The sequence below is a fragment of the Baekduia soli genome, from assembly GCF_007970665.1.
Taxonomy (GTDB): domain Bacteria; phylum Actinomycetota; class Thermoleophilia; order Solirubrobacterales; family Solirubrobacteraceae; genus Baekduia; species Baekduia soli.
The window spans coordinates 194580-219430 of sequence record NZ_CP042430.1 but is presented as its reverse complement, the minus strand read 5'-3'; the positions used below and the strand labels follow the sequence as shown (position 1 = coordinate 219430).

22 protein-coding genes are annotated in these 24851 nt (G+C 75.5%); 8 read left to right on the top strand and 14 right to left on the bottom strand.

Features of this window, described 5'->3' with window-relative positions; all coding sequences use genetic code 11:
* Window positions 1-24: 24 nt before the first annotated feature.
* Entirely contained in the window at window positions 25-927 is a 903-nt protein-coding gene (locus FSW04_RS00975; protein ID WP_146915322.1) for a multicopper oxidase domain-containing protein, read from the top strand.
* The gene (locus tag FSW04_RS00970; protein ID WP_146915320.1) at window positions 924-1814 is read left to right on the top strand and encodes a cupredoxin domain-containing protein; all 891 of its coding nucleotides are present in this window, start codon (window positions 924-926) and stop codon (window positions 1812-1814) included. Before FSW04_RS00975 ends, FSW04_RS00970 begins: the two co-directional genes overlap by 4 nt.
* Here the strand turns inward: FSW04_RS00970 and FSW04_RS00965 are convergent, their stop codons facing one another.
* Both FSW04_RS00965 and FSW04_RS00960 read right to left on the bottom strand, forming a co-directional pair.
* A complete protein-coding gene (locus FSW04_RS00965) occupies window positions 1815-2285 on the bottom strand; it encodes a DUF2269 family protein (RefSeq protein WP_146915318.1) in 471 nt (156 codons plus the stop codon).
* Window positions 2285-3904 (bottom strand): acyl-CoA mutase large subunit family protein, encoded by a 1620-nt coding sequence (locus FSW04_RS00960; protein ID WP_146915316.1) that lies wholly within the window; start codon window positions 3902-3904, stop codon window positions 2285-2287. The genes FSW04_RS00965 and FSW04_RS00960 overlap by 1 nt, the downstream gene beginning before the upstream one ends.
* A gap of 66 nt (window positions 3905-3970) precedes the next feature.
* On the opposite strand from FSW04_RS00960, the gene FSW04_RS26660 reads away from it, so the two are divergent.
* From FSW04_RS26660 to FSW04_RS00945, 3 genes are all read left to right on the top strand, one after another.
* A complete protein-coding gene (locus FSW04_RS26660; RefSeq protein WP_228430771.1) occupies window positions 3971-5152 on the top strand; it encodes a molybdenum cofactor biosynthesis protein MoaE in 1182 nt (393 codons plus the stop codon).
* 62 nt (window positions 5153-5214) lie between these two features.
* Window positions 5215-6162, top strand: coding sequence for a UDP-glucuronic acid decarboxylase family protein (locus tag FSW04_RS00950; protein ID WP_146915314.1), 948 nt, complete (start codon window positions 5215-5217; stop codon window positions 6160-6162).
* 99 nt (window positions 6163-6261) lie between these two features.
* Complete coding sequence (locus FSW04_RS00945) at window positions 6262-7779, top strand: sugar transferase (RefSeq protein ID WP_146915312.1); 1518 nt, start codon at window positions 6262-6264, stop codon at window positions 7777-7779.
* Between the two features lie 420 nt (window positions 7780-8199).
* Here the strand turns inward: FSW04_RS00945 and FSW04_RS00940 are convergent, their stop codons facing one another.
* Both FSW04_RS00940 and efeB read right to left on the bottom strand, forming a co-directional pair.
* Window positions 8200-9000, bottom strand: coding sequence for a hypothetical protein (locus FSW04_RS00940; RefSeq protein ID WP_146915310.1), 801 nt, complete (start codon window positions 8998-9000; stop codon window positions 8200-8202).
* A gap of 15 nt (window positions 9001-9015) precedes the next feature.
* A complete protein-coding gene (gene efeB / locus FSW04_RS00935) occupies window positions 9016-10224 on the bottom strand; it encodes an iron uptake transporter deferrochelatase/peroxidase subunit (RefSeq protein WP_146915307.1) in 1209 nt (402 codons plus the stop codon).
* Window positions 10225-10417: 193 nt separating this feature from the next.
* Here efeB and FSW04_RS00930 point away from each other — a divergent pair, with 193 nt between their 5' ends.
* Window positions 10418-11008: a TetR/AcrR family transcriptional regulator gene (locus FSW04_RS00930; RefSeq protein ID WP_146915305.1), complete on the top strand. Its 591-nt coding sequence runs from the start codon at window positions 10418-10420 to the stop codon at window positions 11006-11008.
* Between the two features lie 7 nt (window positions 11009-11015).
* Here the strand turns inward: FSW04_RS00930 and FSW04_RS00925 are convergent, their stop codons facing one another.
* From FSW04_RS00925 to FSW04_RS00900, 6 genes are all read right to left on the bottom strand, one after another.
* Window positions 11016-12086 carry a glycosyltransferase family 4 protein gene (locus FSW04_RS00925; RefSeq protein WP_146915303.1) on the bottom strand — a complete coding sequence of 357 codons (1071 nt, stop codon included), beginning with the start codon at window positions 12084-12086 and terminating at the stop codon, window positions 11016-11018.
* A 43-nt stretch (window positions 12087-12129) separates the two neighbouring features.
* Entirely contained in the window at window positions 12130-14307 is a 2178-nt protein-coding gene (locus FSW04_RS00920) for an O-antigen ligase family protein (RefSeq protein ID WP_146915301.1), read from the bottom strand.
* Between the two features lie 7 nt (window positions 14308-14314).
* Entirely contained in the window at window positions 14315-14929 is a 615-nt protein-coding gene (locus FSW04_RS00915) for a hypothetical protein (RefSeq protein WP_146915300.1), read from the bottom strand.
* Window positions 14930-14990: 61 nt separating this feature from the next.
* Window positions 14991-16070 carry a glycosyltransferase family 4 protein gene (locus FSW04_RS00910; protein WP_146915299.1) on the bottom strand — a complete coding sequence of 360 codons (1080 nt, stop codon included), beginning with the start codon at window positions 16068-16070 and terminating at the stop codon, window positions 14991-14993.
* Window positions 16067-17227: a glycosyltransferase gene (locus tag FSW04_RS00905; protein ID WP_146915298.1), complete on the bottom strand. Its 1161-nt coding sequence runs from the start codon at window positions 17225-17227 to the stop codon at window positions 16067-16069. The genes FSW04_RS00910 and FSW04_RS00905 overlap by 4 nt, the downstream gene beginning before the upstream one ends.
* A complete protein-coding gene (locus FSW04_RS00900; RefSeq protein WP_187369131.1) occupies window positions 17224-18894 on the bottom strand; it encodes a glycosyltransferase family 2 protein in 1671 nt (556 codons plus the stop codon). The genes FSW04_RS00905 and FSW04_RS00900 overlap by 4 nt, the downstream gene beginning before the upstream one ends.
* Before the next feature lie 36 nt (window positions 18895-18930).
* Between FSW04_RS00900 and FSW04_RS00895 the strand changes: the two genes are divergently transcribed.
* Window positions 18931-20064 carry a glycosyltransferase gene (locus FSW04_RS00895; protein ID WP_187369130.1) on the top strand — a complete coding sequence of 378 codons (1134 nt, stop codon included), beginning with the start codon at window positions 18931-18933 and terminating at the stop codon, window positions 20062-20064.
* Window positions 20065-20108: 44 nt separating this feature from the next.
* Window positions 20109-21047, top strand: a complete 939-nt coding sequence (locus FSW04_RS00890) for an NAD-dependent epimerase/dehydratase family protein (RefSeq protein WP_146915295.1) — start codon at window positions 20109-20111, stop codon at window positions 21045-21047.
* Between the two features lie 206 nt (window positions 21048-21253).
* Here FSW04_RS00890 and FSW04_RS00885 read toward each other — a convergent pair whose 3' ends face one another.
* Genes FSW04_RS00885 through FSW04_RS00870 form a run of 4 tightly spaced genes read right to left on the bottom strand, consistent with a single transcriptional unit; the run spans window position 21254 to window position 24730 of the window.
* Window positions 21254-21523: a hypothetical protein gene (locus FSW04_RS00885; protein ID WP_146915293.1), complete on the bottom strand. Its 270-nt coding sequence runs from the start codon at window positions 21521-21523 to the stop codon at window positions 21254-21256.
* A 57-nt stretch (window positions 21524-21580) separates the two neighbouring features.
* The gene (locus tag FSW04_RS00880; protein WP_146915291.1) at window positions 21581-22546 is read right to left on the bottom strand and encodes an NAD-dependent epimerase/dehydratase family protein; all 966 of its coding nucleotides are present in this window, start codon (window positions 22544-22546) and stop codon (window positions 21581-21583) included.
* A 12-nt stretch (window positions 22547-22558) separates the two neighbouring features.
* Complete coding sequence (locus tag FSW04_RS00875) at window positions 22559-23866, bottom strand: nucleotide sugar dehydrogenase (RefSeq protein WP_146915289.1); 1308 nt, start codon at window positions 23864-23866, stop codon at window positions 22559-22561.
* A gap of 12 nt (window positions 23867-23878) precedes the next feature.
* Complete coding sequence (locus FSW04_RS00870) at window positions 23879-24730, bottom strand: WecB/TagA/CpsF family glycosyltransferase (protein WP_146915287.1); 852 nt, start codon at window positions 24728-24730, stop codon at window positions 23879-23881.
* Window positions 24731-24851 lie beyond the last annotated feature (121 nt).

Here is a 24851-nt window from a genome sequence, read left to right as displayed (position 1 = left end):
GCGTGCGGCCGCGCTCGCGGCCATGTGCGTCTGGGGGCGGCGGCGCTGGCCGCCGCCCCCGTCGCGCCGGCGGCGGTCCGGGAGTCCTGGGTCGCCGCCGTGCCGGTGACGTGGAACATGGTCCCCAACGGCCGCGACGCGATCACCGGCACGCAGTACGACACCGCGCAGACCGTGTTCCCCACGACGGTCTACCGCCGCTACACCAAGGGCTGGAAGCACCCGCTGTTCAACGCGCCGCTGGGCTCGGGCAACCAGGACCTGATCCCCGGCCCGCTGCTGCGGGGCCGCGTCGGCGACCGCTTCGTCATCCACTTCAAGAACCTCGACTCGGCGTTCCGGCGCCCGCACTCCATGCACTTCCACGGCGTGCACTACAAGCCCAGCTCCGACGGCGCCTACCTGCCCGGCTTCTCCGGCGGCGACGCGGACGTGGGCTACCGCCACACCTGGACCTACCGCCTGCGTGCCGGCCGCGACTCGGCCGGGGTCTGGCCCTACCACGACCACTCGCCGTCCATGGACGCCTCCATCGCCGGCGGCATGTACGGGATGCTCTCCATCCTGGGCCCCCACGAGCGCCTGCCCGACCGCGAGTTCACCGTCGTCTTCGCCGAGATGGGCGCGCTGCAGACCATCGACGGCCGCGCCTTCGTCGGCAACACGCCCGTGTTCACCTCCCAGGTCGGCGACCTCGTCCAGTGGGACGTCATGGCGATGGGGTCCGAGCACCACACCTTCCACGTCCACGGCCACCGCTGGATCGCGCCCGACGGCACCCCGCGCGACACCCAGACCGTCGGCCCGGCCGAGAGCTTCCGCATCCGCTGGCGCGAGCAGGACCCCGGAACATGGCTCTACCACTGCCACGTCGAGCAGCACATGATGGCCGGGATGATCGGCATCTACCGGGTGTCGCGCCCATGAGGCGCGCCCTGCCGATCGCCGTGCTCGCCGCCGCGGCGCTGGCCGTCGGGGCGGTCGCGGCGCCCGCGATGGACGGCATGGGCGGCGAGCCCGGCGCCGCGAAGGTCTCGGTGCTCTACGCCGCCTTCCAGGCGCCGCAGATCGCCGTCGTCGCCGGCGACACCGTGCAGTGGTCCAACGACAGCTCGCGGGCGCACGACGTCGTGGCCGCCGACGGCTCCTTCGACTCCGGCCGGCTCGTGGTGGGCGGGATGTTCGACCACCGCTTCGACCGGCCCGGCGTCGTGCCGTACTACTGCTCGCTGCACCCGTTCATGACGGGCGAGATCGACGTCGAGAACGTCCTGCTCGACACGCCGGCCGCGCGCGGGGCGACGGGCAGGCCGTTCGTGCTCACGGGCCGCGTGGCCGCCGGCGCGACGGGCTCGGTGGCCATCGAGGGCGACGACGGCACGGGCTTCGCGCCCGCCGGCACCGCGGTGCCGGCCATCGACGGCACGTTCCGCGCGACCGTGGTGCCCCGCACGACGACGACCTACCGAGCCGTGACCGAGGACGGGACGAGCCCGCCCGTGCAGGTGCTCGTGCTCGACCACGCCGTCACGGTGACCCGCAGCACCCGCGGGGCCCGGACGACGCTGTCGGTGCACGTGACGCCGGCCGCGCCCGGCCAGCCCGTCGTGCTGCAGCTCCTGCTGCGCGAGCGCTTCGGCTGGTGGCCGACGCTGCGGGCCCGGCTCGACGCGAGCTCGTCCGCGCGCTTCACGGTCGCCCGGCGCGGCGTGGTGCCCGCGCGGGTGGTGCTCACGCTCCCCGACGGCGCCACGGAGCTGGCCCGCAGCCGCACGGTGCACGTCGGCGCGCCACGCCGGCGCGCCTCCGGCTGACTAGGGCTTGGCGGCCATGAAGAAGATGGCCACCAGCACGAGCAGGGCGGCGACCGAGGCGACGACGCGCCAGCGGGCCAGCAGCGCGTCGTACTCGGCGCCGAGGGTGCCCCCGCCGGCGAGGTCGCGCTCGGAGAGCTCGGCCAGGCGCTTCTCGGTGGGTGTGAAGAACGCCCCACCCAGGCCGCCGATGATCACCAGGATCACGAGCGGGACGCTGACCCAGGCCTCCGACCAGACGTCGGCCTTGCTGGCCAGGTAGATCCCGGCCGCGAGGACGAGCACCATCCCCGGCGAGATGACCATGCGGCCGACCCGCACCTGGGCGCCGTGCAGCGAGGGCATCGCCGCCGGGTGGGTCCGGCGCATCCACGGCACGATCACCGGATAGGCGAAGATCACCCCGAAGGCGACCACGACGGCCATGATGTGGACGGCCAGGACGACGTCGTAGAACGCGAGGGCGAGCATCAGAACGTCGGAGCGTATTTGCCGAAGACGTCCTGCATCGCACCGCAGACCTCGCCGAGCGACGCCCGGTCGCGCAGCGCCTCCTTGATGGCGGGCAGCATGTTGGCGGTGCCGCGCGCGGCCTCGCGGACCTCCTCGAGACGGCGCTGGACGAGCTCCTGGTCGCGGTCGGCCTTGAACGCGGCGAGGCGCTCGAGCTGCTGGCGCTCGGAGTCGGGGTCGACGCGCAGGAGGTCAGGGACCTCGATCTCGTCCTCCTCGTACTTGTTGACGCCGACGACGATGTCCTGGCCCAGCCGGTAGCGCTCCTGGTAGCCCCAGGCCGACTCGTCGATCTCGCCCGTGATGAACTCGATCGCGTTGACCGAGCCGCCGAGCTCGTCGACCTTGGTGATGAGCTCCTGCGCGCGGCTCTCGATCTCGTCGGTCAGCGATTCGATGAAGTACGACCCGGCGAACGGGTCGACGGTGTCGGCGGCGCCGGACTCGTGCGCGATGACCTGCTGGGTGCGCACGGCGATCTTCGCGGCGCGCTCCGTGGGCAGCGCGAGCGCCTCGTCATAGCCGTTGGTGTGCAGCGACTGCGTGCCGCCGCAGACTGCCGCGAAGCCCTGCAGGGCCACGCGGGCGATGTTGTTCTCGGGCTGCTGGGCGGTCAGCGTCACGCCGCCGGTCTGCGTGTGGAACCGCAGCATCATGGCCTTGGGGTTGGTGGCCCCGAACCGGTCGCGCATGATGTGCGCCCACATCCGCCGGGCGGCGCGGAACTTCGCGACCTCCTGGAAGACGTTGTTGTGGCCGTTGAAGAAGAAGGCCAGGCGCGGCGCGAACTGGTCGACCTCCAGGCCGGCGTCGATGGCCGCCTGGACGTAGGCGATGCCGCTGCACAGCGTGAACGCGACCTCCTGCACCGCCGAGCAGCCCTTCTCCCGGAAGTGGTAGCCCGAGATGGAGACCGTGTTCCACTTCGGCACGTGCTCGGCGCAGTAGCCGAACAGGTCGGTCGTCAGCCGCATCGTGGGCACGGGCGGGTAGATGTAGTTGCCGCGGGCGATGTACTCCTTGAGCACGTCGTTCTGCGTCGTGCCGCGCAGCTGCTCGCTCGGGACGCCCTGCTCCTCGCCGACGAGCTCGTAGAGCAGCAGCAGGCAGGCGGCGGGCGCGTTGATCGTCATCGACGTGGAGACCTGGTCCAGCGGGATCCCGTCGAAGGCCGTGCGCATGTCGTCGATCGTGTCGATCGCGACACCCGTGCGCCCGACCTCGCCGAGGCAGCGCGGGTTGTCCGAGTCCAGGCCGAGCTGGGTCGGCAGGTCGAAGGCCATCGAGAGGCCGGTGCCGCCCTTGGAGAGCAGGTAGCGGTAGCGCTCGTTGGACTCCTTGGCCGACGCGTAGCCCGCGTACTGCCGCATCGTCCAGACCTGCTTGCGGTACATGTCGCGGTGGGGTCCGCGGATGTAGGGGAACTCGCCGGGCTCGCCGAGCTCGAGCTTGGGCGGGAGGTCGTCGGCGGTGTAGAGCGCCTTGATCTCGATGCCGGAGTCGGTGAAGCGCCTCGGGTCGTCCGGGCCCACGATGGGCGCGACGGTGAGGCGCTCCTCTGCAGGAGACGTCGCCATGGCCGGAAGGGTACGGGGTGTACGCCCTGTGGGCCTCGTCCCCCGCACTCGCCTACTGTTGGCGCTGTGAAGGTCAGGGTGCGGCTGTTCGCCGGGTTGAGGGAGCGTGCGGGGCGCGACGAGCTGGAGCTCGAGCTGCCCGACGGCGCCCGCGTCGCCGACGCGCTGGCCCGCGTGGAGCACCTGGCCCCGGGTGTCGCCCTCGTCCTGGCGGTCAACCGCGAGTATGCGTCGCCCGACGTCGTGCTCGCGCCCGGCGATGAGCTGGCGGTCGTCCCGCCCGTCAGCGGGGGCGCCGTCCTCGACGGGCCGCTGTCGCTCGACGCGGTCGCGGCGCGCGTGCAGGACGCCCGCGCCGGCGCCGTGGTGACGTTCAGCGGCACGACGCGCGACGTCGCGTTCCTGGACTACGAGGCCTACGCCGAGATGGCCGCGCAGCGCATCGAGCAGATCGTCGCCGAGGCGATCGCCCGCCACGGCCTCTGCGCCGCCGCCGCCGACCACCGCGTCGGCCGGGTCGCCCTGGGGGAGGCCTCCGTCGTCGTGGCCGCCAGCGCGCCGCACCGGCCCGAGGCGTTCGCGGGCGCCCGCGAGATCATCGACCGCATCAAGGCCGAGGCGCCGATCTGGAAGAAGGAGGAGGGCGCCTGGGTGGCCGGCACGGTGCCCGAGGTCACCGGGGCCGACGCCGGCGCCGACGCCGGGGCCGACGCCGGCGCGGCGCCGGGCGTGCTCGACGTGCGCCTGGAGGGCCGGCTGGAGCACGGCACCCAGGTCGTGGTGGTCTGGGGCACCGCGGAGGCCGCCGCGCGCGTCGGCTGGCTCGGCGGGCCGTTCCACCAGCTGCGCTGCGAGGAGCCGCTGGCCGTGCGGCGCAACGACCGCATCGAGGTCCGCCGGCCCGGAGACGACGAGCTGCTGGCCGAGGGCGTCGTGCTCGACCCGCAGGCCCGGCAGCACGGCCCGACGAACGACAGCCTCGTGCGCCTGAGCCGGCTGGCCCGCGGCGAGGACCTGCCCGCGCCGGCCGATGCCGTGCGCGAGCGCGACCGGCCCGTCGCGCCGCCGCCGCTGGACGCCGCCGCGCTGGCGCTCGAGCGCCGCTACGCCTCGGCCGGGGCCGGGGCGCTGCCCGACGCCGAGCTGACGACCGACGAGCGCGCCGCGCTCTTCGCGCTGCGGGAGGCCGGCCGGGTCGTGCGGCTGCGGCGCGGGCGCCACGTGCACGTGGACTTCGCGCCCGCCTGACCGGAGGCCGACCTCGCCGACGGGTTAGGGCCCGGTCACGGCCGGGGGGCTACGCTTCACGCATGGCCACCTGCCTCGTCACCGGCGGCGCCGGGTTCCTCGGGTCGCACCTGTGCGACGAGCTCCTGCGTCGCGGCAACCGCGTCATCTGCGTGGACAACCTCGAGACGGGCTCGCTCGCCAACATCCACCACATCCGCGTGCCGGAGTTCCGGTTCCTGCAGGCCGACATCGTGGAGCCCTACTTCGTCGACGAGCCGGTGGACATGGTCTACCACCTCGCGTCGCCGGCCTCGCCCATCGACTACCTGCGCCTGCCGCTGCACACGCTGAAGGTCGGCTCGCACGGCACGCACCACACGCTCGGCCTGGCCAAGGCCCACCGCGCACGGTTCCTCATCGCCTCCACGAGCGAGGTCTACGGAGACCCCCAGGTCCACCCGCAGCCCGAGAGCTATTGGGGCCACGTCAACCCCATCGGCCCGCGCGGCGTCTACGACGAGGCCAAGCGCTACGCCGAGGCGCTGACGATGGCCTACCACCGCCAGCAGGGCGTGGACACGGCGATCATCCGCATCTTCAACACCTACGGCACGCGCATGCGCCCCAACGACGGCCGCGCCATCCCGACCTTCCTGCGCCAGGCGCTGTCGCGCAAGCCGATCACCGTGTTCGGCGAGGGCAAGCAGACGCGGTCGTTCACCTACGTCGACGACCTCATCGCGGGCATGATCGCCCTGGCCGAGTCGGGATACCACCAGCCCGTCAACATCGGCAACCCCGATGAGTTCACGCTCCTCGAGCTCGCTCAGACGGTCATCGAGCTCACCGGCAGCGAGTCCGAGATCGTCTTCGAGGCGCTGCCGACCGACGACCCGCAGGTCCGCCAGCCGAACATCGACCTGGCCAAGGAGATCCTGGGCTGGGCGCCCACCGTGGGCCTGCGTGAGGGCCTGCAGCGCACGCTCGACGAGTCGGGCGTCGAGATGCTCGTCGGCGCTTCGCGGTAGCGTGGAGCGGTCGCGGCCCCGGTCAGGGGCCGCGTCTGCACCACATCTCGCATGACGAACCCGCGACATCTGCCACCCTCGCCCGTTGAGGAGAGGGAGATGCCGAAGGCGACCACGGCCGACCAGGCGGAGCTGCGGGCGACGCGACTGCCCGTCGAGTCGCTGCCCGAGCGCGACGTGCGCGCCAAGCGCCCGCCGATGCTGAGCTTCCTGTTGCGCTGGGCCACCCTCCGGCGGGCCGCGCGTGTCCTCTCGCTGTTGGCGCTCGACCTCGCGTCGATCGTCGGCGCCATCTTCACCGCGCTGGCGCTCAAGGCGCTCGTGCGCGGCGGCTTCGACGCCGAGGTCTCCTGGCAGCAGGCCAAGGACTACACGCCGTTCGCGTTCCTGGTCGCCTCGCTGCTGTTCGCGCGGTCGGGCCTGTACGCCGAGCGCGCCGTGCGCCCGGGGCTCACGCGGATCGTCGCGTCGCTGTTCCAGACGACGGTGGTCGCGCTGCTCTTCGCCGTCGTCAACGGCGAGTCGTTCTCGAGCTACTACATCTTCTACGGCACGCTGTTCTTCGCCGTGGCCTACGTGTCGACCGCGCGCTTCGTCTACGAGTACGCCACGGGGGCGATCCTGCGCGCCGCGGGCTACCAGCGCCGCGCGGTGCTCGTCGGCACGGGCGAGCAGATCGAGGCCGTCGCCCACGCGCTGCAGGCCTCCGGCGGCCACAGCCCCGTGCAGGTCGTGGGGTTCGTCTCGCAGACCTTCCGGCCCGACAACGGGCTGCGCTCGCTCGGTGGGCTGGAGGACATCGGCGCCATCGTCGAGGCCAACAAGGTCGACGAGGTCATCATCGCCGACCCCGCGTTCCCGCAGCAGACCGCGGTCGAGCTCGTCGACACCTGCCACCAGCGCGGCGTCGTGGTGCGCATCGCGCCGTCGACGATGGAGATCCTCATCCACCGCGCCGAGTTCGTGCCCGGCCAGTCGGTGCCGCTGTTCGAGCTCAAGCCGCCGGTCTTCGACGGCATCGACTTCGCGCTCAAGCGGACGTTCGACGTGGCGGTCTCGTCGGTGCTGTTGCTGGTGTTCAGCCCGCTGCTGGCCGCCAGCGCGCTGGCCGTGCGCCTCACGTCGCGCGGCCCCGTGCTCTACCGCTCGTGGCGGCCCGGGATCGGCGGCGTGCCGTTCGCGTGCCTGAAGTTCCGCACGATGTACCAGGACGCCGACGAGCGCCAGGCCGACCTCGAGGCCAGCAACGAGGCCACCGGGGCGCTGTTCAAGATGCGCCGCGACCCGCGCATCACGCGCGTCGGCCGGCTGCTGCGGCGCTTCTCGGTCGACGAGCTGCCCCAGCTCATGAACGTCCTGCGCGGCGACATGTCGCTCGTCGGGCCGCGTCCTCTGCCCCAGCGCGACTTCGACCGCCTCGAGGACTGGCACAAGAAGCGCTACCTGGTCCTGCCGGGCATCACGGGGCTGTGGCAGGTCTCCGGGCGCTCGGACCTGGACTTCGACGACCTCGTGCGACTGGACTTCCTCTACCTCGAGCGCTGGTCGGTCTTCCTGGACCTGACGATCCTCGTCAAGACCGTGCCCGCCGTGTTCACGCGCCGCGGCGCGTTCTGAGCAGACGTCAGAGCGCGAGCGCGGCGGGCCGCGCAGCAGCTCGGCCCCGGCCACGTGGACCGGGTCGGGCCGGCCGTAGAAGATGTCGACCTCGACGTGCTGGCCCACGTGCAGGTGGCGCAGGGTGCGGTGGGGGACGGGGACCTCGACGGTCGTCTGACCCGTGTGGATGACGGCGATGGCGTGCCCGAGCTCGTGCCCGCGGCGGCGCAGGACGACGCGTGCCTGGACCTCGGTCATGGCCTGCACCCGGACCGCCACGGAGTCGACCGTGCGGTCCAGCGTGGTGCTGCGGAAGGCCAGCGGCGGGGGACCCGGCGGCGCGGCGCGGCGGGCCAGGTCGTCCGCGGCCGCCGGCTCGGCGAGGGCGGCGGCGGAGGACCGGCAGGACGGCCGTCCGGGGACGCACGGGCATCACCCTCATGCCCTGTGCAGGAGCGCGCCGAGGGTCGTGGCGGGGTCCGGCGAGCCGTAGAACAGCCGCACGTCGACGTGCAGGCCGGGCGACAGCCGGTGCCAGGTCCGGGGGCCGATGGGGACGTGCACGAGGCTGCGGCCGGGGTGCACCGCGGCGCTGCCGTGCCCGATGCGCGTCCCGGCCCGGGTCAGCACGACGCTGACCGCGACGTCGGCGATGGACCGCAGCCGCACGTCGATCGTCCGGCGGGCGCGGTTCAGCGCGGCGCCGGCGAACGCCAGGGGCGGCGGCAGCGGCGGCCGGGCGACGGGCTGGCGCGGGGGGACGAGCGTGGCCATGAGCGCGCTGCCGTCGACGACGAGCGCGAAGCCCAGGCCGCCGCCCAGCGGATCGAGCGTCACGGGCAGCGTCACGGTCCAGGTCAGCCCGTCGGGACTCGTGGGGGTGAGCTCGCCGGGGCCGAGGACGAGCCGGCGCACCGCGCCGAACGCCACCAACGACGCCTGGGGCGCGACGGCCGGCGGCGCGCCGAGGGAGAGCTGCAGCGTGTCGCCCGGTCGGACGGTCAGCGGCGGGCCCCAGTCGCCGCCGGGGGCGGGCCACGGGCACGGCAGCGGCACGACGCCCGCGCTCTCCTCGTCGGTGATGGCGTGGTCGCAGGCGCCGGCCACCGGCAGCTCGAGCACGGAGGCGGGGTGGGTCAGGTCCTGCAGGACGACGACGGCCGCGCCCGCCGTGGAGGCCCCGGCCAGGGCGATCGCCAGGGCCAGGAGGAGGGCGAGCGGCGCGGCGCGGGGGCGCACCCCGCCATCGTAGGGCTAGGCCAGCAGGGCGGAGCCGAGCACGGCGCCCGGGCGGACACCGGGCAGCACGGCCCACAGGCCGGAGCCGACGTGCTTGATGTACTCGTTGAGCTTGTCGCTCGTGCCGAGGCGGTTCTGCAGCGTGATGAACGCCGACGGGTCGCGCATGTAGGCCAGGAAGAACAGCCCGGCGTCGAGCTGGCCGAGGGCCTCGAGGCCGTCGGTGAACGAGTAGCCGCGGCGCAGGAGACGGGCGCCGCGGTTGGTGTCGGGGTGCGCGAGCCGCACGTGGCTGTCGGGCGGCAGCGACGCCGGCCGCAGGGTCGCGAACTCGTCCGAGGCTCCCAGCGGGGCGCCCGAGCGCTTGTGGCGCCCGATCGTCTGCTCCTGGTCGCCGAGCGAGGCGCGGTCCCAGACCTCGATGAGCATGCGGATCCGGCGCGCCACGAGGTAGCTGCCGCCACGCAGCCACGCGGGCTCGTCCGGGCGGCCGCCGACCCACACCGCCTCGTCCATGGCGCGGGCGTCCTCGGCCTTGACGTTGGCCGTGCCGTCCTTGAAGCCCATGAGGTTGCGCGGCGTGGCCTGTGCGGTGCTCGTGGACGAGGTGCGCCCGAACCCCAGCTGCGACCACCGCACGGTCACGACGCCGCGGCCCAGGCGCGCGAGGTTGCGCACCGCGTGGAAGGCGACCTGGGGGTCGTCGGCGCAGGCCTGCACGCACAGGTCGCCGTCGCTGCGGGAGCGGTCCAGGGCGTCCCCGGGCAGGGCGGGCAGCGGGCCCAGCGCGGCGGGGCGGCGGCCGGCCAGCCCGAAGCGGTCGTCGAACAGGCTCGGACCCACGCCGAAGGTGACGGTCAGGTTCGCGGCCGAGAGGCCGACGGCCTCGCCGGTGTCGTCGGGCGGCGCCAGCGCCGCGGAGCTCGCCCCCGCGCCGACGTCCAGGCCGCGCGTGAGGCGCTCGGAGGCCGCGGTCCACCGCGCCATGAGGTCGCGCAGGTCGGCCCGCGTGACGCCCGGCTCGACGTCGAGCGCCGCGAAGTGCAGGCGGTCCTGGGCCGCGGTGGCGATCCCGGCCTGGTGCGGGCCGTGGAAGGCGACGACGTGGTCGGGCCCGCCGCCGGCGTCGGTCTCGCGTCCGAGGACGAAGCCGGCGCCCGCCGTGGCCGCGGCCAGGCCGGCGGCGCCGCCGGTGCGCAGCAGGGCGCGGCGGGTGAGGGTCACGGGAGGGCGGGGGAGTGCGGTCGCATCGGGTTAGGCGACCCTAACTGTAGCCGCGCCCCGCGCGCGGCGGGCCACGGCGTGGTGACCATGAAGGAGATCGACACGAGCACGAGGACCCGGAGGTCGCCGGCGACGCTCCGGGCCTTCGAGGATTAGGTAGATCGCTCTAGCGCACGCGACTATCCTGTCGGGCATGGGGGATCCCGACGTCACCGCGCCGGCGCCCACGCGCGAGCGCATCGTCACCGCGGGCGCCGAGCTCCTGCGCCGCAAGGGCTACGCCGGCACCGGCGTCAAGGAGATCGTGGCCGCCGCGCAGGCGCCGTTCGGCTCCCTGTACCACCACTTCCCCGGCGGCAAGGAGCAGCTCGGCGAGGAGGTCATCCGCCACGCCGGCGCCCTCTACGCGCTCCTGGGCCCCGCGGTCTTCGATCCGGCCCCCGACGTCGTCACGGGCGTGCGCGACTTCTTCGCCGGCGCCGCGGCGCACCTCGTGGAGTCCGACTACGCCGACGCCTGCCCGATCGCCACCGTCGCGCTGGAGGTCGCCAGCACGAGCGAGCCGCTGCGCCGGGCGACCGCCGACGTCTTCGAGAGCTGGCTCACGATGCTCGCCGAGCGCTTCGCCGCGGCGGGCATGGACGACGGCCGCGCCCGCGAGCAGGCCGTCGCGATGCTCTGCGCCCTGGAGGGCGCGTTCGTGCTGTCGCGCTCGCTGCGCAGCACGGAGCCGCTGGCCGTCGCCGGCGCGCTGGCCGCCGGCTCGGTCGCCGCGGCGCTCTGAGGCCGCCTCAGGTCGCGGTGCCGTCGTGCAGGCCGCGGCGGCGCTCGATCGCGCGCCGGCCCGGCAGGAGCTCCAGCAGCAGGTCCTCGACGCGGTCGGCGTAGGCGTCGGCGCCGAAGCGGCCGGCCGCCTCCCGCGCCGCAGCGCCCATCGCCTCGCGGTCGTCGAGCACGCGCAGGACCGCGACGGCCAGCGCGGCCGTGTCGCCGGGCTCGACGAGCGCGCCCGTCACGCCGTCGGCCACGAGCTCGGGCAGGCCGTCGACGCGGGTGGCGACGACCGGCGTCCCCGCCGCCATCGCCTCGGCCACGACGGTCCCGAACGGCTCCTCCAGCGACGGCAGGACGAGCACGTCGAGCCGGCTGAGGATCGTCGCGGCCTCCTGGACCCGGCCGACGTGGTCGACGCCGGGCGCGGCGCGCACCGCCGCCGCGTACTCGGGGTCCTCGTCCTCGTAGGGGTCGTCGCCGACGATGACGATGCGCACGTCGGGTCGGGCCGCGCGGATCGCCGGCGCGGCGCGCACGAGCTCCAGCGGCCCCTTGCGGGGCACGAGGCGCCCGACGAACCCGACGACGGGCACGCCGTCGCCGACCGCCGGCCAGGGCGCGGGCGCCTGCGGCGGGTCGAGCTCCACCGGGCAGCCGATGACGTGCACGTCGAGCGGGTCCAGCCGCCCGCCCACCGCCCGCGAGTCGGCGAGCACGAGGTCGGCGCCGTTCCAGTGGCGCGGCACGCGGGAGACGATGTCGTGGACGTGCAGGACGGTGGCGTGGCCGCGCAGCGACGGCAGCAGCCGGCCCGCGACCGTGCCGTTGAGGTAGGTGATGTCGGCGTCGCGCGAGAGGCGGCGCGCCCGCGGCCAGGACGCCACCGCGCGGGCGCCGGCGCCGTGCGCCAGCCCCCCGACCTCCAGGGCCTCCCAGGGCCAGCCCTGCTCCGACAGCGGGGTCGGCTCCTCGCCCGGCGACGTCAGCGCGATCTCCCAGCCGCGTGCCTCCAGGCGCCGCAGCAGGCGCAGCAACCCGATCTCCGGGCCGCCTGGACGGTCGACCTGGCAGACGGCGAGCAGCCTCATCGCCGACGAGGCTAGCCCGTCCGGCGCCTCGTGCCCGACGCGGCTAGCCCGTCCGGCGCCTGGCGCGGTCGGCCTTGCGCCGCACCGCGGCCTGCCGCTTCGCCTTGGCGGCCGCCCTGCGCCTGGCCTTCTCCTGGGCCTTGGTCGTGGCCCGGCGCAGCGCGTCGAGGTAGTCGCGCACCCCGGTCGGCGACAGCGGGTCGAGGTAGAGCGCGGGGCCGAGGAGCCGCAGGGCCTGCGTGGGGTCGTCCTGCTGGTCGAGCGCGAAGCGCGACAGCTGCTCCCACGTGGCGGCGTTGGACGGCTGCAGGCGCACCGCGTCGACCAGCGCCTGGCGGGCCGCGGCCTTGTGGCCCGCGACGTTCTCGATGACGGCCAGCTCGAACAGCGGGTCGGGCGACAGCGGGTTGCGCGACCGCGCGGTATCGGCCAGCGCGCGGGCCTTGGTGTAGGCCTTGGCGTCGGGCCCGGCGGCCAGCAGGGCGGCGTTGCCGGCCTCCACGGAGCGCTGGGGCTCCCAGGCCGTCCAGGCCGCCAGCACGCCGAGCGCGAGCACGAGCGCCGCGGTCCCCACGCGGACCGGCGAGCGCACGCCCGCGCGCAGCGCCGGGCCCAGCGCGCGCACCGCCACGGGGCGCTCGCCGAGCGGCCCGCGGCCCGCGACCCAACCCGCGGCCAGCAGCGCGATGACGGCCGTGCCGGGGACGAACCAGGTCCAGTCCACGAAGGAGTGCACGCCGAAGACGAGCACGACGGTGGCCAGCGTCGCCATGCCGACGTACTCGGGCCCGGCGCCGTGGGTGGGCGCCGGCGGCGGCCGCGTGAGCGCCCGGCGGGCGCCGACGGGCAGCGGCAGGCGCCAGCCCAGCGTGCGGCCCGTGGCCGCCGCCCAGGCGATCAGCAGCGCGAGGCTCGCGGCCAGGCCGACGATCCCCAGGTCGGCGGCGGTCTGCACGACGTAGCCGTGGGAGTGGCGAACGGCCAGCTGCCCGTTGGTCCGGTAGCGCAGGCGGGCGGTCGCGTAGCCACCGGCCCCGACGCCCTTGAGCTTGTGGGCCTTGAAGATCTTCAGCGACTCGTCCCAGTAGCGGGCGCGCACGCTGCCGACCGAGGTCAGGCGATCGGGGCGGTTGGCCACCTTCGTCTGGTCGTTGGGGTCGGTGAGCGACTTCCAGCCGCTGGAGATCGAGCCGCCCAGGCCCTTCGACGAGAGGGCGAGCGCGAGGACCAGCGCGACCGGCACGAGCGCGAGCGCCACGACGATGGCCGCGCCCGCCCGCCGCCGCGCCCCGGCCGACGGCGCGCGCCGGGCCGCCGTGAAGCCGATGGCCAGGCCGAGCAGCGTCAGGACCACGAACATCGCCACCACGGCGATGCCGAGCTCGTGGCCCGACGTCGCGCGCTCGCCGAGCGGGACGTTGTCCTTGGTCAGCGTGTCCTGGCTGAACACCCACGCCGAGACGATCAGCGCGCCGGCCGCGCCCACGGCCAGCACCGTGGCGCCGCGCAGGCGCAGCGGCACGATCGTGAACCAGAACGCGCAGCCGATCAGGACCGCCAGCAGCGCGCCGCGCGAGTAGGCCAGCAGCACCGTGAGCAGGAGCAGCCCCATCGCGGGGTAGGCCAGCGCGTTGACGGCGGCGTGGCCCGAGCGCCGTGCGCCGAGCCACAGCGCCGGCGGGACGCCGAGCGCGGCGGTCAGGCCGACGGCGTTCCAGTAGCCGTAGGGCTCGCGCAGCCGCGCGTAGATCTCGTCGGAGGCCAGCGCGCCGGGGAAGACCTTCGTGAGGATGGCCCACGCGCAGATCACCGCGGTCGCCGTGCAGATCGCGCCGATCGCCGCGCCCCACCAGGCGCCGCCGAGGCGGGCCAGGACGACGCCGGAGGCGAACACCGCCATCCAGGCGACCGTGCGGTTGGCCTCCAGCCAGGCGTCGGAGGGCTGCAGCGCCCAGGTGATCGACAGGGCGGTGACGATCGCCAGGACCGCGAAGAGGACGACGCTCGCGGCGCCCCACCAGCGGCGCCGCAGGGCGGCCAGCGCCGCGATGGCGCCGAGCAGGCCACCGAGGACGTCGAGGCCGATCTCGACCTTGGCGGTCGGGCCGACGGCCAGGCCGCCGCCGGCCCGCAGGCCGACCGCGGCCAGGGCGACGGCCAGCGCCGCGCCGAACAGCAGCTCGGGCCGCGGCGCGCGCAGCGCGCGCGCCGGGCCGAGCACACGGGTCTCAGGCGGTGCGGCGACCGAGGACAAGGCGTCGGGTGCCGAGACCGGCCGCCCCCAGCCCGCCCAGGGCCAGGAGGGCGAGGATGACGATCAGCGGGGTGGGCAGGTCCGACAGCCCGGTGTGGGTCGCGCCGCCGAGCGTGCCCGGGGTGATGGGGCGCCCGTCGAGCTTGACCGGCGCGGATCCGGCCGCGACGGCGCGCTGGTAGGCCGAGCGCTCGTCGGCGGTGGCCCCGGCGAGGGGGTCGGCCGCCGCGGCGGCGCTGCCGGTGCCGTCGCCGGTCGCGGCCGGCGCGCCCGAGGACGTCCCGCCGCCGCCCGACGACGTCGTGCCGCCGCCGGTGCCGCTCCCGCCGCCGCCGTTGCTCGAGGAGCCACCGCCGGCGCCGCCGAGCTGGGCGCGGCGGATCACGTCACGGCAGTCGGAGTACTCGTCGATGTCGGCGGGCAGGTGCGCGAGCGCCTGGGCGTAGTCGCTCTGCGAGTAGCTCCTGGAGAGCTGGCCGTCGTCGGTGCAGTCGCGGATGACGGCCGAGCCGCTGGCCTGCGCGAGGGCGGGGACGACGAGCGCGACGAGGAGCGCGAGCGTGGTGGCGATCCGGAGGCGGAGGCGCATGGGCGACGGCGGGCCTCCGTGCCGACGGGCGTGATGATGGAGTCCCTGCTGGCTGGACACGTTAGCGATCCCCTTCCCGGCCCGCGCCCACGCTCACCAGCGCCGCGGCGACCCCGGCCGCCCACGCGCCCTGCGTGTAGGCGGCGACGTCCTGCGCGGCGGCCGCGCCGAGGCGGGCCCGCAGGGCGGGGTCGTCGCGCAGCGTGCGCAGCGCGCCGGCGAGCGCGGCGGTGTCCCCGGCGGGGACGACCAGGCCGTTGCGCTCGTGGCGCACGAGCCCGCCGGCGGCGGCGCCGACGGCGGTGGTGGCGATGACGGGCAGTCGTTGGTGCATGGCTTCGTTGGCCACCAGTCCCCACGGCTCGCGGGTCTCGCGGGCGGCGACGGCGGACATGACGAGGACGTCGGAGCCGGCGTAGAAGTTGCGCAGCCCGGCGGGATCCAGCCTCCCGGCGGCGTGCACCCCCGCGGGCAGCGCCTCGCTCTCCCCGCGTTCCCCGACGAGCGTCAGCGCGTCGTCCGGTGGTCCGAGTCCGGACAGCCCCCAGGCCTCCAGCAGCTCGGGCTCGCCCTTGTAGCGCGCGGCGCGGCCGACGCTGAGCGCCACGAACGTCGCGCCGGCGGGGCGCCGGGGCGCCGGCGCCCGGGCGCCCCAGAACGCGGCGTCGACGGCCTGGGGGGCGACGTGGACGTTGCGCGCGCCGCGGGCGGCGACGAACGCGCTGACGTGCGGGCCGTAGGTGATGACCGCATCGGCGTCGCGGTAGATCGCGCGCAGCAGCGGCGCACCGGCCAGCAGGTGCGCCGCCGTGCGGGGATGGGCCCACATCGCCGACCACAGCAGGAAGGGGACGCCCGCCCGGCGCGCGCCGCGCCAGGCGGCGGGCAGGGCCACGCGCCCGATCGTCCCGGCGATGACCGCGCGGTGGGCGCCGGAGGCGGCCAGGCGCAGGACCTCGCGCTGCGTGACGTGCCGGGCGGGCACGCCGCGCAGGTCCTCGGCCGCGGCGGTCGCGTGGTGCTCGCGGCCGCCGAAGAGCGCGAGCACGATCCCCTCGCGGGCGTGCAGGGCGGCGAACGCCCCGGCGCGGTCGGGCGGCACGAGGTTGGTGACCACCAGGACCGGGCGGTCGTCGCTCATGACGCCAGGGCGTCGCGGTAGGCGGCGACCGTGGCCCGGCCGCAGGCCTCCCACGTGAAGTTCGCGGTGACGGTCTGCTGGGCGGCCGCGCCGATCCGCGCGCCCCAGTCGCCGTCCAGGAGCGTGTCGATCTCCGCGGCCAGGGCCTCGGGGTCGGCGGGCGGGACGAGCCGCAGCCCGTGGCCGAGCGCCGCGATGTCCTCGGGGCCGGGCTCGCCGCGGGCGCCGATGGCCGGCAGGCCCGCCGCCATCGCCTCGACGTAGGCCACGCCGAAGGCCTCGTCGGTCGACGGCATGACGAACACGGAGGCCTCCCGCGCCTGGCGCATCGCCTCCTCGTGGGGCAGGCGGCCCGTGAGCTGCACGCGGTCGCTGAGCCCCAGCTCGGCGGCCAGCCGGCCGAGCACGTCGCGCTCGGGACCGTCGCCGATGATCCGGTAGCGCAGGTCGGGGCGCCGCTCGCGCAGGATCCACATCGCACGCAGCACGTCGGCCTGGCGCTTGCGGGCGATGAGCTGGCCCACCGTCACGAGCATCGCGGGCGTCGGCGGCAGCCGGGCGATCGGCGTCAGGTCGGTCCCCAGGTGCACGACGCGGGCGGTCGTGGCGCCCAGGTCGCGCACGGCGCCGGCGATCCCCTGCGAGTTGGCCAGCACGATGGCGGCCGCGCCGAACGCCCCGCGCACGCGTGCCTCGCCGCCGGGCAGGTGCACGGTGTGGAAGACGTCGCCGCCGTGCTCGGAGATCACCAGCGGGACCCGCGGGCGGGTGCGCAGCACCGCGTCGGCCGCGGGCACGGCGTAGTGGGCGTGGATCAGGTCATAGGGGAACTTGCGGCGCAGGCGGCGCAGCTCCAGGGCCAGGGCGGGGGCGGCGAAGGCCCCCCAGTGCGCGTAGCCGCGCCCGCGCGGCGGCGAGACGTAGCGCAGGTAGCGCACGTCGAGCCCGTCGAGCACCGCGCGCGTGGGCTGGGCGATCGCCTCGCGCCACGCCGCGGGCTGCCGGGCCCGCGCGGCCGGGGCGATGGGGCGGTGCAGCACGACGACGCGGACCTCGGCGCCGGCGTCGCGCGCCGCGAGCGCCTGGCGGTGCGCCCACACGCCGAGGGTCGGGTCCGCGGCCCGGGGGTAGAACTCGGCGACGACGACGACCTTCATGCCACGGGCAGTCTTCGCGCCCGCAGCGTCCGGGCCTCCTCGCGGCGCAGATACGGGCGGCCGTCGAGGAAGCGCCGGGCCTCGGCCGCGGCGGCGTCGCGGGGGTAGCCCTCGGCCGTCGGCCGGATCGTGTGGCCGATCGGCGTGGCGTCCACGACGCCGATGCGCCAGCCGCGCTGCTGGGCCACGGCGCTCCAGTGGACGTCCAGCCCCCAGCCCATGCGGGTGGCCGGGAACGGCAGCAGCACGGTCGCCGCCTCGCGCGCGAACGCGGTCACCGGGCCGATCTCCACGAACGTCGTCTCGCGCCAGTCCGCGCCGCCCTGGCGCCGCGTGACCTCCCAGGCGGCGTGCGAGTGGCGGCGGTGCGCGGGCTGGGCGAGGACGAGCCCGCCGGCCTCCGCGCAGGCCAGGAACGCGTCGAGGAAGCCGCGCGGCAGCGCGACGTCGTCGTCGAGGACCAGCACCCAGTCGAACGCCGCGAGGTCGTGGGCGCCGAGCAGGCGGTCGAGGTTCTCGAACTTGCCCAGCGCGCCCGCCTCGCCGACCTCGATCGTCACGTCGTGGCGGGAGGCCAGCAGCTCGGCGCGCGCGGCGGCCATGAGGTTGGGGACGTCGCGTCGCTCCACGCCCACGACGAGCACCCGGCGGCGCGGAAGCCGTGCCGCGGCCCGGCGCACGCGCCGGCGCGCGGCCAGGGCGGCGACGTCGTGGCGCAGGTCGTCGGCGCGCAGCAGGCGGCCGCGTCGCCCGGCGACCAGGCCGCTGCGGCCCGAGAGGAAGTCGTCGACGCCGGGCCGGGCGGGCGGGGGCGGCGGGACCGCGACGCGCTCGGCGGCCAGCGCGCGCAGGCGCCCGAGCGAGTGCGCGGCGAGGATCGGCCCGTTGGCGCACCGGAAGCGCGGGCCGTGGGCCAGGCAGCCGGCCAGGATCCGCAGCTCGTGGGCGGTGCTCGGCGCCGTCTGCTTGAACACGTCGAAGCGGCGGCTGGCCCGACCGCGGCGGTAGGCGGCGCGGCACAGCGCGCCCAGGCGGGCGTCGTCGCCGGCGCGGCGGTGGTCCAGGGCCGCGGCGGCGACGTAGCGCAGGCGCCCGCCGCCGGCCTTCAGCCGTGCCTGCCACTCCTGCTCGTCGCCGTAGAGCTCGCGCGCCTCGTCGAACGGGCCGACGCGCTCCAGCGCGCTGCGCCGGACCGCCATGTTCGCCCCCCACGCGTGCTCGCAGTCGCGGTCCTGCGGTCCGAGGTCCAGGTGGGTGACCGGCGGGTCCTCGCGCCCGCACAGCCGCAGCGGGTGGTCCTCGATGCGGGCCAGGATCGGCCCGGTGAACACCCCGACCTCGTCCGGGCAGGCCGCGGCGGCGGCGACCAGCGCGTCGAGCCAGCCCGGGCGCACCTCCACGTCGTCGTCGACGTAGGCCAGCAGCGGCGCGGTCGTCTCGCGCGCGCCGGTGTTGCGCGCCGCGTTGAGGCCGCCGCCCTGCTCGTGGGCGACGTAGCGGGCGCCGTGGCGCCGCGCGACGTCGCGGGTCGCCGTCGAGGGGCCGTCGTCGACGACCAGCACGTCGGCCCCCGCCCGCGCGGCCTGCGGGGCGATGGACGCCAGCGCCACCTCGAGGTAGTCGGGGCGCGCGGCGGTGGGGATGACGACGGCGACGGAGGCGGTCACGGGAGGCGAGGACGTTAGTAGCGTGGCGCGCGCGCCGTGATCCTCTTCCTCCACAACCGCTATCGCACGCCCGGCGGGGAGGAGCGGGTGGTCGACGACCTCATGTGGCTCGCGGCCGAGCACCTGGGCGAGGACGTGGAGCGTCTGGAGCGCGACAGCACGACCATCGGCCGCGGGCGTGCCGCGGCGGGCCTGATCGCCGGCGGCCTGGAGCCGGGCGAGGTAGGCGCGGCGGTCGCGCGCACCGGCGCGCGGATCGTCCACGCCCACAACCTGCTGCCCGGCCTGGGGTGGCGCGCGCTGGCCGCCGGGCGGGCCGCGGGCGCCCGGGTCGTGCTGCACCTGCACAACTACCGGCTCGTGTGCGCGGTGGGCACCTGCGTCGATCCCGGGGGCGCCGACTGCACGCGCTGCCACGGCCGCGACACGCTGCCGGGCGTGCGCCTGGGCTGCCGCGGCAGCGCGGCCGAGGCGGTCGCCTACGGCGCCGCCCTGGCCCTCTGGCAGCGCCGGACGGTGGCCCAGGCCGACGTCATCGTCGTCCCCAGCACGGCGGCGCGCGACCGGCTCGCCGGGCTCGGCGCGCCCGCGGCGGTGCGCGGCGCGGTGGTCCTGGGGCACGTCGTGCGCCGCCACGCCGAGCGGTCGTCGGCGGCCGCGGGCACCGGGGCCGTGGTCGTCTCCCGGCTGGCGCCCGAGAAGGGCGTCGAGGTGGCGATCGACGCGTGCCGCGCGGCGGGTCTGCCGCTGACGATCTGCGGCGACGGGCCCATGCGGCCCGAGCTCGAGGCCCGGGCGGCGGGCGGCGACGTGACGTTCACGGGCCGCATCGGCGACGAGGAGCTCGCGCGCGTGCGCGCGCACGCGCGCGTAGCGCTCGTGCCGTCGCGGGCGGCCGAGACGTTCGGCCTGGCCGCGCTGGAGGCGATGGCCGCGGGCCTGCCCGTAGCCGCCTCGCGGGCCGGCGCGCTCGCCGAGCTGGAGGGCGACGTCGAGCTCGTCGCGCCCGGCGACGTCTCCGGGCTGGCCGACGCCGCACGCCGGCTGGCGGCCGACCCCGGGGCCGGGGCGCGGGCGCTGGCGGCGGCCGGCCGGCGGGCCGCGCCCGAGGTCGTCGCGCCGCGCCTGGCCGAGGTCTACGCGGCCGCCGGCCGCGGCCGCGCCGGCTGAGAGTCCCTGGGTCGGCGGGACGGACTTGTAGCCTTCCGCGCTCCATGCGTGCAATCGTGACCGGCGGCGCCGGCTTCATCGGATCCAACCTCGTCGACGCCCTGCTGGACCAGGGCGCCGAGGTCGACATCGTCGACACGCTCGTGACGGGGCGGCGGAGCAACCTCGAGGAGGGCGCCCTGGACCGCGGCGCGACCCTGCACGAGGTCGACATCACCGACAAGGCGACGCTCACCGACCTCGTCGGCGACATCCAGCCCGACGTGATCTTCCACCTGGCGGCGCAGATCGACGTGCGCAAGTCGATCGAGGACCCCGCGTTCGACGCCGGCGTCAACGTCACCGGCACGGTCAACGTGCTCGAGGCCGCGCGGCTGGCGGGCGTCGGCCGCGTCGTGAACACGTCGACGGGCGGCGCGATCTACGGCGACGCCGACCGGATCCCGGCGCCGGAGGAGACGCCTGCGCTGCCGATGGCCGCCTACGGCCAGAGCAAGTACTGCGCCGAGCGCTACCTCGGCTGGTACGGGCGCCTGTACGGCCAGAGCAACGTGACGCTGCGCCTGGGCAACGTGTACGGCCCGCGCCAGGACCCGCTCGGCGAGGCCGGCGTCATCGCGATCTTCTGCGGCAAGGTGCGCCACGGCGGGCGCCCGGTGATCTACGGCGACGGGTCGCAGACCCGCGACTACGTGTTCGTCGGCGACGTCGTGCGGGCCCAGCTGGCCGCCGCCCAGGCCCAGGCGACGGGCGAGATCAACATCGGCACGGGCCGCGAGTCGACCGTGCTCGACATCGTCGCCGCGCTGAAGGAGCTCGCGCCCGAGGCGGCCGCGGGCTTCGACCCCGAGTTCGCCGACGCGCGCCTCGGCGAGATCCAGCGCTCCTGCCTGGACGTGACGCGGGCCCGCGAGGAGCTCGGCTTCGTCGCGCAGACCACGCTCTTCGACGGGCTGCGGGCGACGCTGGACTCCATGCCGTAGGGGACCGCGCGCAGACCGCCACGTCGCCTTCGCCCTTCCGGCGCCATCGGAGGGCGAAGGCGACGCAGGCGTGGCATGCACTGCAGCGGCGGGCGGTGCACGCCGCGGGCGCACGCGCCCGCCCGGCCATGGCGTTCGGCCATCGCTCCGACGGCAGCCCACTGCTGCAGGCGAGCCTGCCCTGGCCCGCCTGAGCGCGGGGCGTCCTAGCCGGCCGGGGCGACCGAGACCGGCGTCGGGGCGCTGCCGTTCGTGGCGGCGTGGTCATGCTCCTCGTGGCCGCCGCTGCGCTTCTTGACGACGACGGCGGCGGTGCCCACCACGACGGCGGGGGCGGCGACGCGGGCGGCCTTCTTGCCGGCGAGCCACGCGATGCGGGCCTTGGCGTAGGTGAGGGCCGCGGAGCCGGCCTTGCTCGCGGCGCGCAACGCGCGCTGCTGCGGGGTCTGGCGGCGGCGGATGGTGAGATTGGCCATGGTCCGACGCTACCCGACCCACCGGCGGCGTAACAGGGAGTTCGCGTGATGGTGGGGTTACGCCGCGACGACGGTGCGGAGCCAGTCCGCGGTCCGCGCGATGCCGTCGCGCACGCCGATGCGGGCCTTCCAGCCCAGCAGGCGCTCGGCCTTCTCCACGCTGGGCCAGCGGCGCACGACGTCGACCGGGTAGGTCGGCAGGTGCTCGAGCGCGAAGGCCTCGGGGTCCCGGCCGCAGACCTCCCAGATGATCCGGGCGATCTCGGCGACCGTCAGCTCGTCGCCGGCGGAGATGTTGAAGTCCTCGTGCAGGCCCGCGTCGGAGGACATCGCCGCGACGATGCCGTCGGCGATGTCGTCGATGTGAGTCAGCGTGCGGGTCTGGGTCCCGTCGCCGAAGATCGGCAGCGGTGCGCCCTCCGGCAGCGCCAGGCACTTCTTGATGACGTCGGGGACCATGTGGGCGATCCCGGGCTCGTCCTCGGGCATCTCGCCCGGCCCGTAGGCGTTGAACGGGCGGCAGATCGTGTAGGGGAAGCCGTGCTCGTCGTGGGCGGCACGGACGTAGACCTCGCCGGTGAGCTTGGAGAACCCGTAGGCGCTCGCCGGGATCGGCGTGTCGTGGATGTGCTCCTCGGTGGTCGGGTACTCCGTCGCGCGCTCGAAGACCATCGAGCTCGACACGTACACGAACCGCTGCACGTCGAGGTCCAGCGCCGCGCGGACGACCGCGTTGTACAGCGCGTTGTTGACCTCGGTGAGGGTGTGGGGCAGCTTGTGGAAGTTGCCGATGCCGCCGACGATCGCGGCCAGGTGGATGACGTGCGTGCAGCCCTTGGTCGCCGTGCGCGCCTCGGCGAGCTCCCGCAGGTCGCCGCAGTGGACCTCACAGCCCTCGCGCATCCACTGCGGCGCCTCGCGCTGGTCGGAGACGCGCACCTCGTAGGCGGGGTCGGCGAGCAGGCGCCGGACCACGGCCGCGCCGATGGTCCCGGCGCCGCCGGTGACGAGAACTCGGTTCATCGCGGCGGCACGCTAGCGCGCCTCGGGCTCGCCCGCGGGCGCGGCCGCGGCGGGCGCGCCGGGCGCGCCGCCGGCGAGGGCCTGCACCTCGTCGACGTGCGCGAAGACCTGGGCGGCGCCCCAGCAGTTCCACGGGTCGACCACCAGCGCGCCGGGCCGTGCGCCCTGCGCGATGAGCTCCAGCGCGGCCGGGGTGCAGAACTCGGGGTGGTTGGTGGCCATCAGGACGGCGTCGGCGTCCTGCACCGCCTCCGCCAGCGACTGGTTCGGCGACGTGACGTGCGGGTCGTGCACGGCGACGTCGGCCAGCTCGCGCTCGAGCAGGCGGATGAGCTTGTGCGACAGCGAGTCGCGCTCGTCGTCGGTGCCCGCCTTGAAGGCCAGCCCCAGGACGGCGACCTTGCGGCCGTCCAGCGCGCCGAGGCGGCGCTTGAGGCCCTGCACGAGGAACAGCGGGACGCTCTCGTTGACCCGGCTGACGGCCAGCAGCATGCCGGGGGCGTTGGAGCGCTCCTCGCTGAAGGCGAAGTCCTTGCGCAGGCAGGTCCCGGCGGTGAAGCCCGGCAGGCGCATCCCGCCGCGGGGGTAGTCGCGGTTGATGAGGTCGACCACCTCGAAGACGTTCGCGTCGTACTGCTCGCAGTCCATCATCATCAGGTTGGGCAGCGCGAACGTGGCGTAGCGGAGGATGTTGGTCCAGATCTTGGCCAGCTCGGCCTGCACGGGCGTGGTCTGCACGATGGGGGCGCGCAGGTGGGCGAACAGCGCGCCGGCCTCCTCGCCGGAGCGCTCGCCGACGCCGCCGACGATGCACGGCAGCGTCGAGATCTCCTCGAAGAAGCGGCCGGCCGCGATGCGCTCGGGCACGTGGGCGACGAACACGTCGGAGCCCACGGCGAACCCGCGGTGCTTGGCCAGGTAGCCGGCGACGAAGTCGGTCGTGCCCGGTGCGATCGTCGAGCGCAGGTGGATCGCGTGGCCCTCGTGCAGGTGGGGCAGGAGGTCGTCGAGGACCGACCGGATGTCGCGCAGGTCGATCTCGATGTGCGACATCGCCGGGGTGCCGAGCGTGAGCACGATGTGGCGGGCGCGGTGGGCGTCGGCGGCGCGCTCGGAGAGCTCGAGCCGGCCGCCCACGCGGTCCAGGACGGCCTGGGCGCCGGGTTCGTCGAACGGCATGCGCCCGGCGCGGATCGCGGCGAGGTGCTCCGTGGCGTTGTCGACCCCGATGACCGACAGGCCCGCGTCGGCGAAGGCCAGCGCGAGGGGGAGACCGACCCGGCCGAGGCCGATGACGGCGACGTCGGGTGACGGGCTCATCGCTCCGGGAGGCTAGCGAGCGCCGCCGTCGCGGCGCAGCGCCCGGCGGTGGCGCGCGTACTGGCGCGCGAACCCGAGCACGAAGCGCGGATTGTAGGTCAGGTAGCGCCGCCACAGCCGGCGCGGCTCCTGGGCCAGGCGGTAGAGCCACTCCAGGCCGGCGCCCTGCATCCAGGACGGGGCCTGGGGGACGAGGCCGGCGTGGAAGTCGAAGGCCGCGCCGACGCCGACGAGCACCGGGGCGTCCAGGTGCTCGTGCATCGTGGCCATCCACTTCTCCTGCTTGGGCACCCCGATGCCCACCCAGACGACGTCGGGCCGGGCGTGGTTGATCTCGGCCACGACCGCCTTGCGCTCCTCGTCGGAGAGCGTGCGGAACGGCGGCGAGTAGCCGCCGACGATCTGCACGCCGGGGAAGCGGCGGCGCAGGTTCAGCGCGAGCTGGACCAGCGCGCCCTGGTTGCGCCCGCCGTAGAGGAACATCCGCCGCCCGGTCTGCGCGCTGCGCTCGCAGTAGCGGGCCATGAGGTCGGGCCCGTACACGCGGCTGGGGAGGTCGTGGCCGAGCGCGTTCATGGCCCACACGACGGGCTGGCCGTCGGGCACGACGAGCGCCGCGCCGTGGACGGCGGCGGCCAGCTCGGGGTCGTCCTGGCAGGCGACGACGGTGTGCGTGGCCGCGACGCAGATGTAGCCCTTGCGCGCGGTCTCGACGGCGGCGTCCATCCAGTCCATCGTCCGCTCGTAGTCGGTGAGCGCGAGCGGGACCCCGAGGACGCTGGTCGTGGGCGGCGGCACGGCGAGCTCAGCCGCGCCGGCGGCGGCGCCGGTGCGGTCGGTCGGGGCGGGGCTCGAGAAGGGCATGCAGGGAGTCCAACGTGTCAGCGGCGCCGAGGTTTCGCGATCCGGCCGGCCCGGCGTCGGGGCACCTGGCGTGGCCACCAGCGTAACCCGGATGGCGGGCGCGGTGATTAGTCTGCCGCGG

Excerpts from the sequence above, each read along its gene's own strand:
- FSW04_RS00970 (WP_146915320.1), top strand. The coding sequence starts at position 924 with ATGAGGCGCGCCCTGCCGATCGCCGTGCTCGCCGCCGCGGCGCTGGCC.
- FSW04_RS00890 (WP_146915295.1), top strand. The coding sequence starts at position 20,109 with ATGCGTGCAATCGTGACCGGCGGCGCCGGCTTCATCGGATCCAACCTC.
- FSW04_RS00870 (WP_146915287.1), bottom strand. The coding sequence starts at position 24,730 with ATGCCCTTCTCGAGCCCCGCCCCGACCGACCGCACCGGCGCCGCCGCC.
- FSW04_RS00875 (WP_146915289.1), bottom strand. The coding sequence starts at position 23,866 with ATGAGCCCGTCACCCGACGTCGCCGTCATCGGCCTCGGCCGGGTCGGT.
- FSW04_RS00965 (WP_146915318.1), bottom strand. The coding sequence starts at position 2,285 with ATGCTCGCCCTCGCGTTCTACGACGTCGTCCTGGCCGTCCACATCATG.
- FSW04_RS00950 (WP_146915314.1), top strand. The coding sequence starts at position 5,215 with ATGGCCACCTGCCTCGTCACCGGCGGCGCCGGGTTCCTCGGGTCGCAC.
- FSW04_RS00905 (WP_146915298.1), bottom strand. The coding sequence starts at position 17,227 with ATGAAGGTCGTCGTCGTCGCCGAGTTCTACCCCCGGGCCGCGGACCCG.
- FSW04_RS00910 (WP_146915299.1), bottom strand. The coding sequence starts at position 16,070 with ATGAGCGACGACCGCCCGGTCCTGGTGGTCACCAACCTCGTGCCGCCC.
- FSW04_RS00880 (WP_146915291.1), bottom strand. The coding sequence starts at position 22,546 with ATGAACCGAGTTCTCGTCACCGGCGGCGCCGGGACCATCGGCGCGGCC.
- FSW04_RS00915 (WP_146915300.1), bottom strand. The coding sequence starts at position 14,929 with ATGCGCCTCCGCCTCCGGATCGCCACCACGCTCGCGCTCCTCGTCGCG.
- FSW04_RS00960 (WP_146915316.1), bottom strand. The coding sequence starts at position 3,904 with ATGGCGACGTCTCCTGCAGAGGAGCGCCTCACCGTCGCGCCCATCGTG.
- FSW04_RS00885 (WP_146915293.1), bottom strand. The coding sequence starts at position 21,523 with ATGGCCAATCTCACCATCCGCCGCCGCCAGACCCCGCAGCAGCGCGCG.
- FSW04_RS00945 (WP_146915312.1), top strand. The coding sequence starts at position 6,262 with ATGCCGAAGGCGACCACGGCCGACCAGGCGGAGCTGCGGGCGACGCGA.
- FSW04_RS00930 (WP_146915305.1), top strand. The coding sequence starts at position 10,418 with ATGGGGGATCCCGACGTCACCGCGCCGGCGCCCACGCGCGAGCGCATC.
- FSW04_RS00925 (WP_146915303.1), bottom strand. The coding sequence starts at position 12,086 with ATGAGGCTGCTCGCCGTCTGCCAGGTCGACCGTCCAGGCGGCCCGGAG.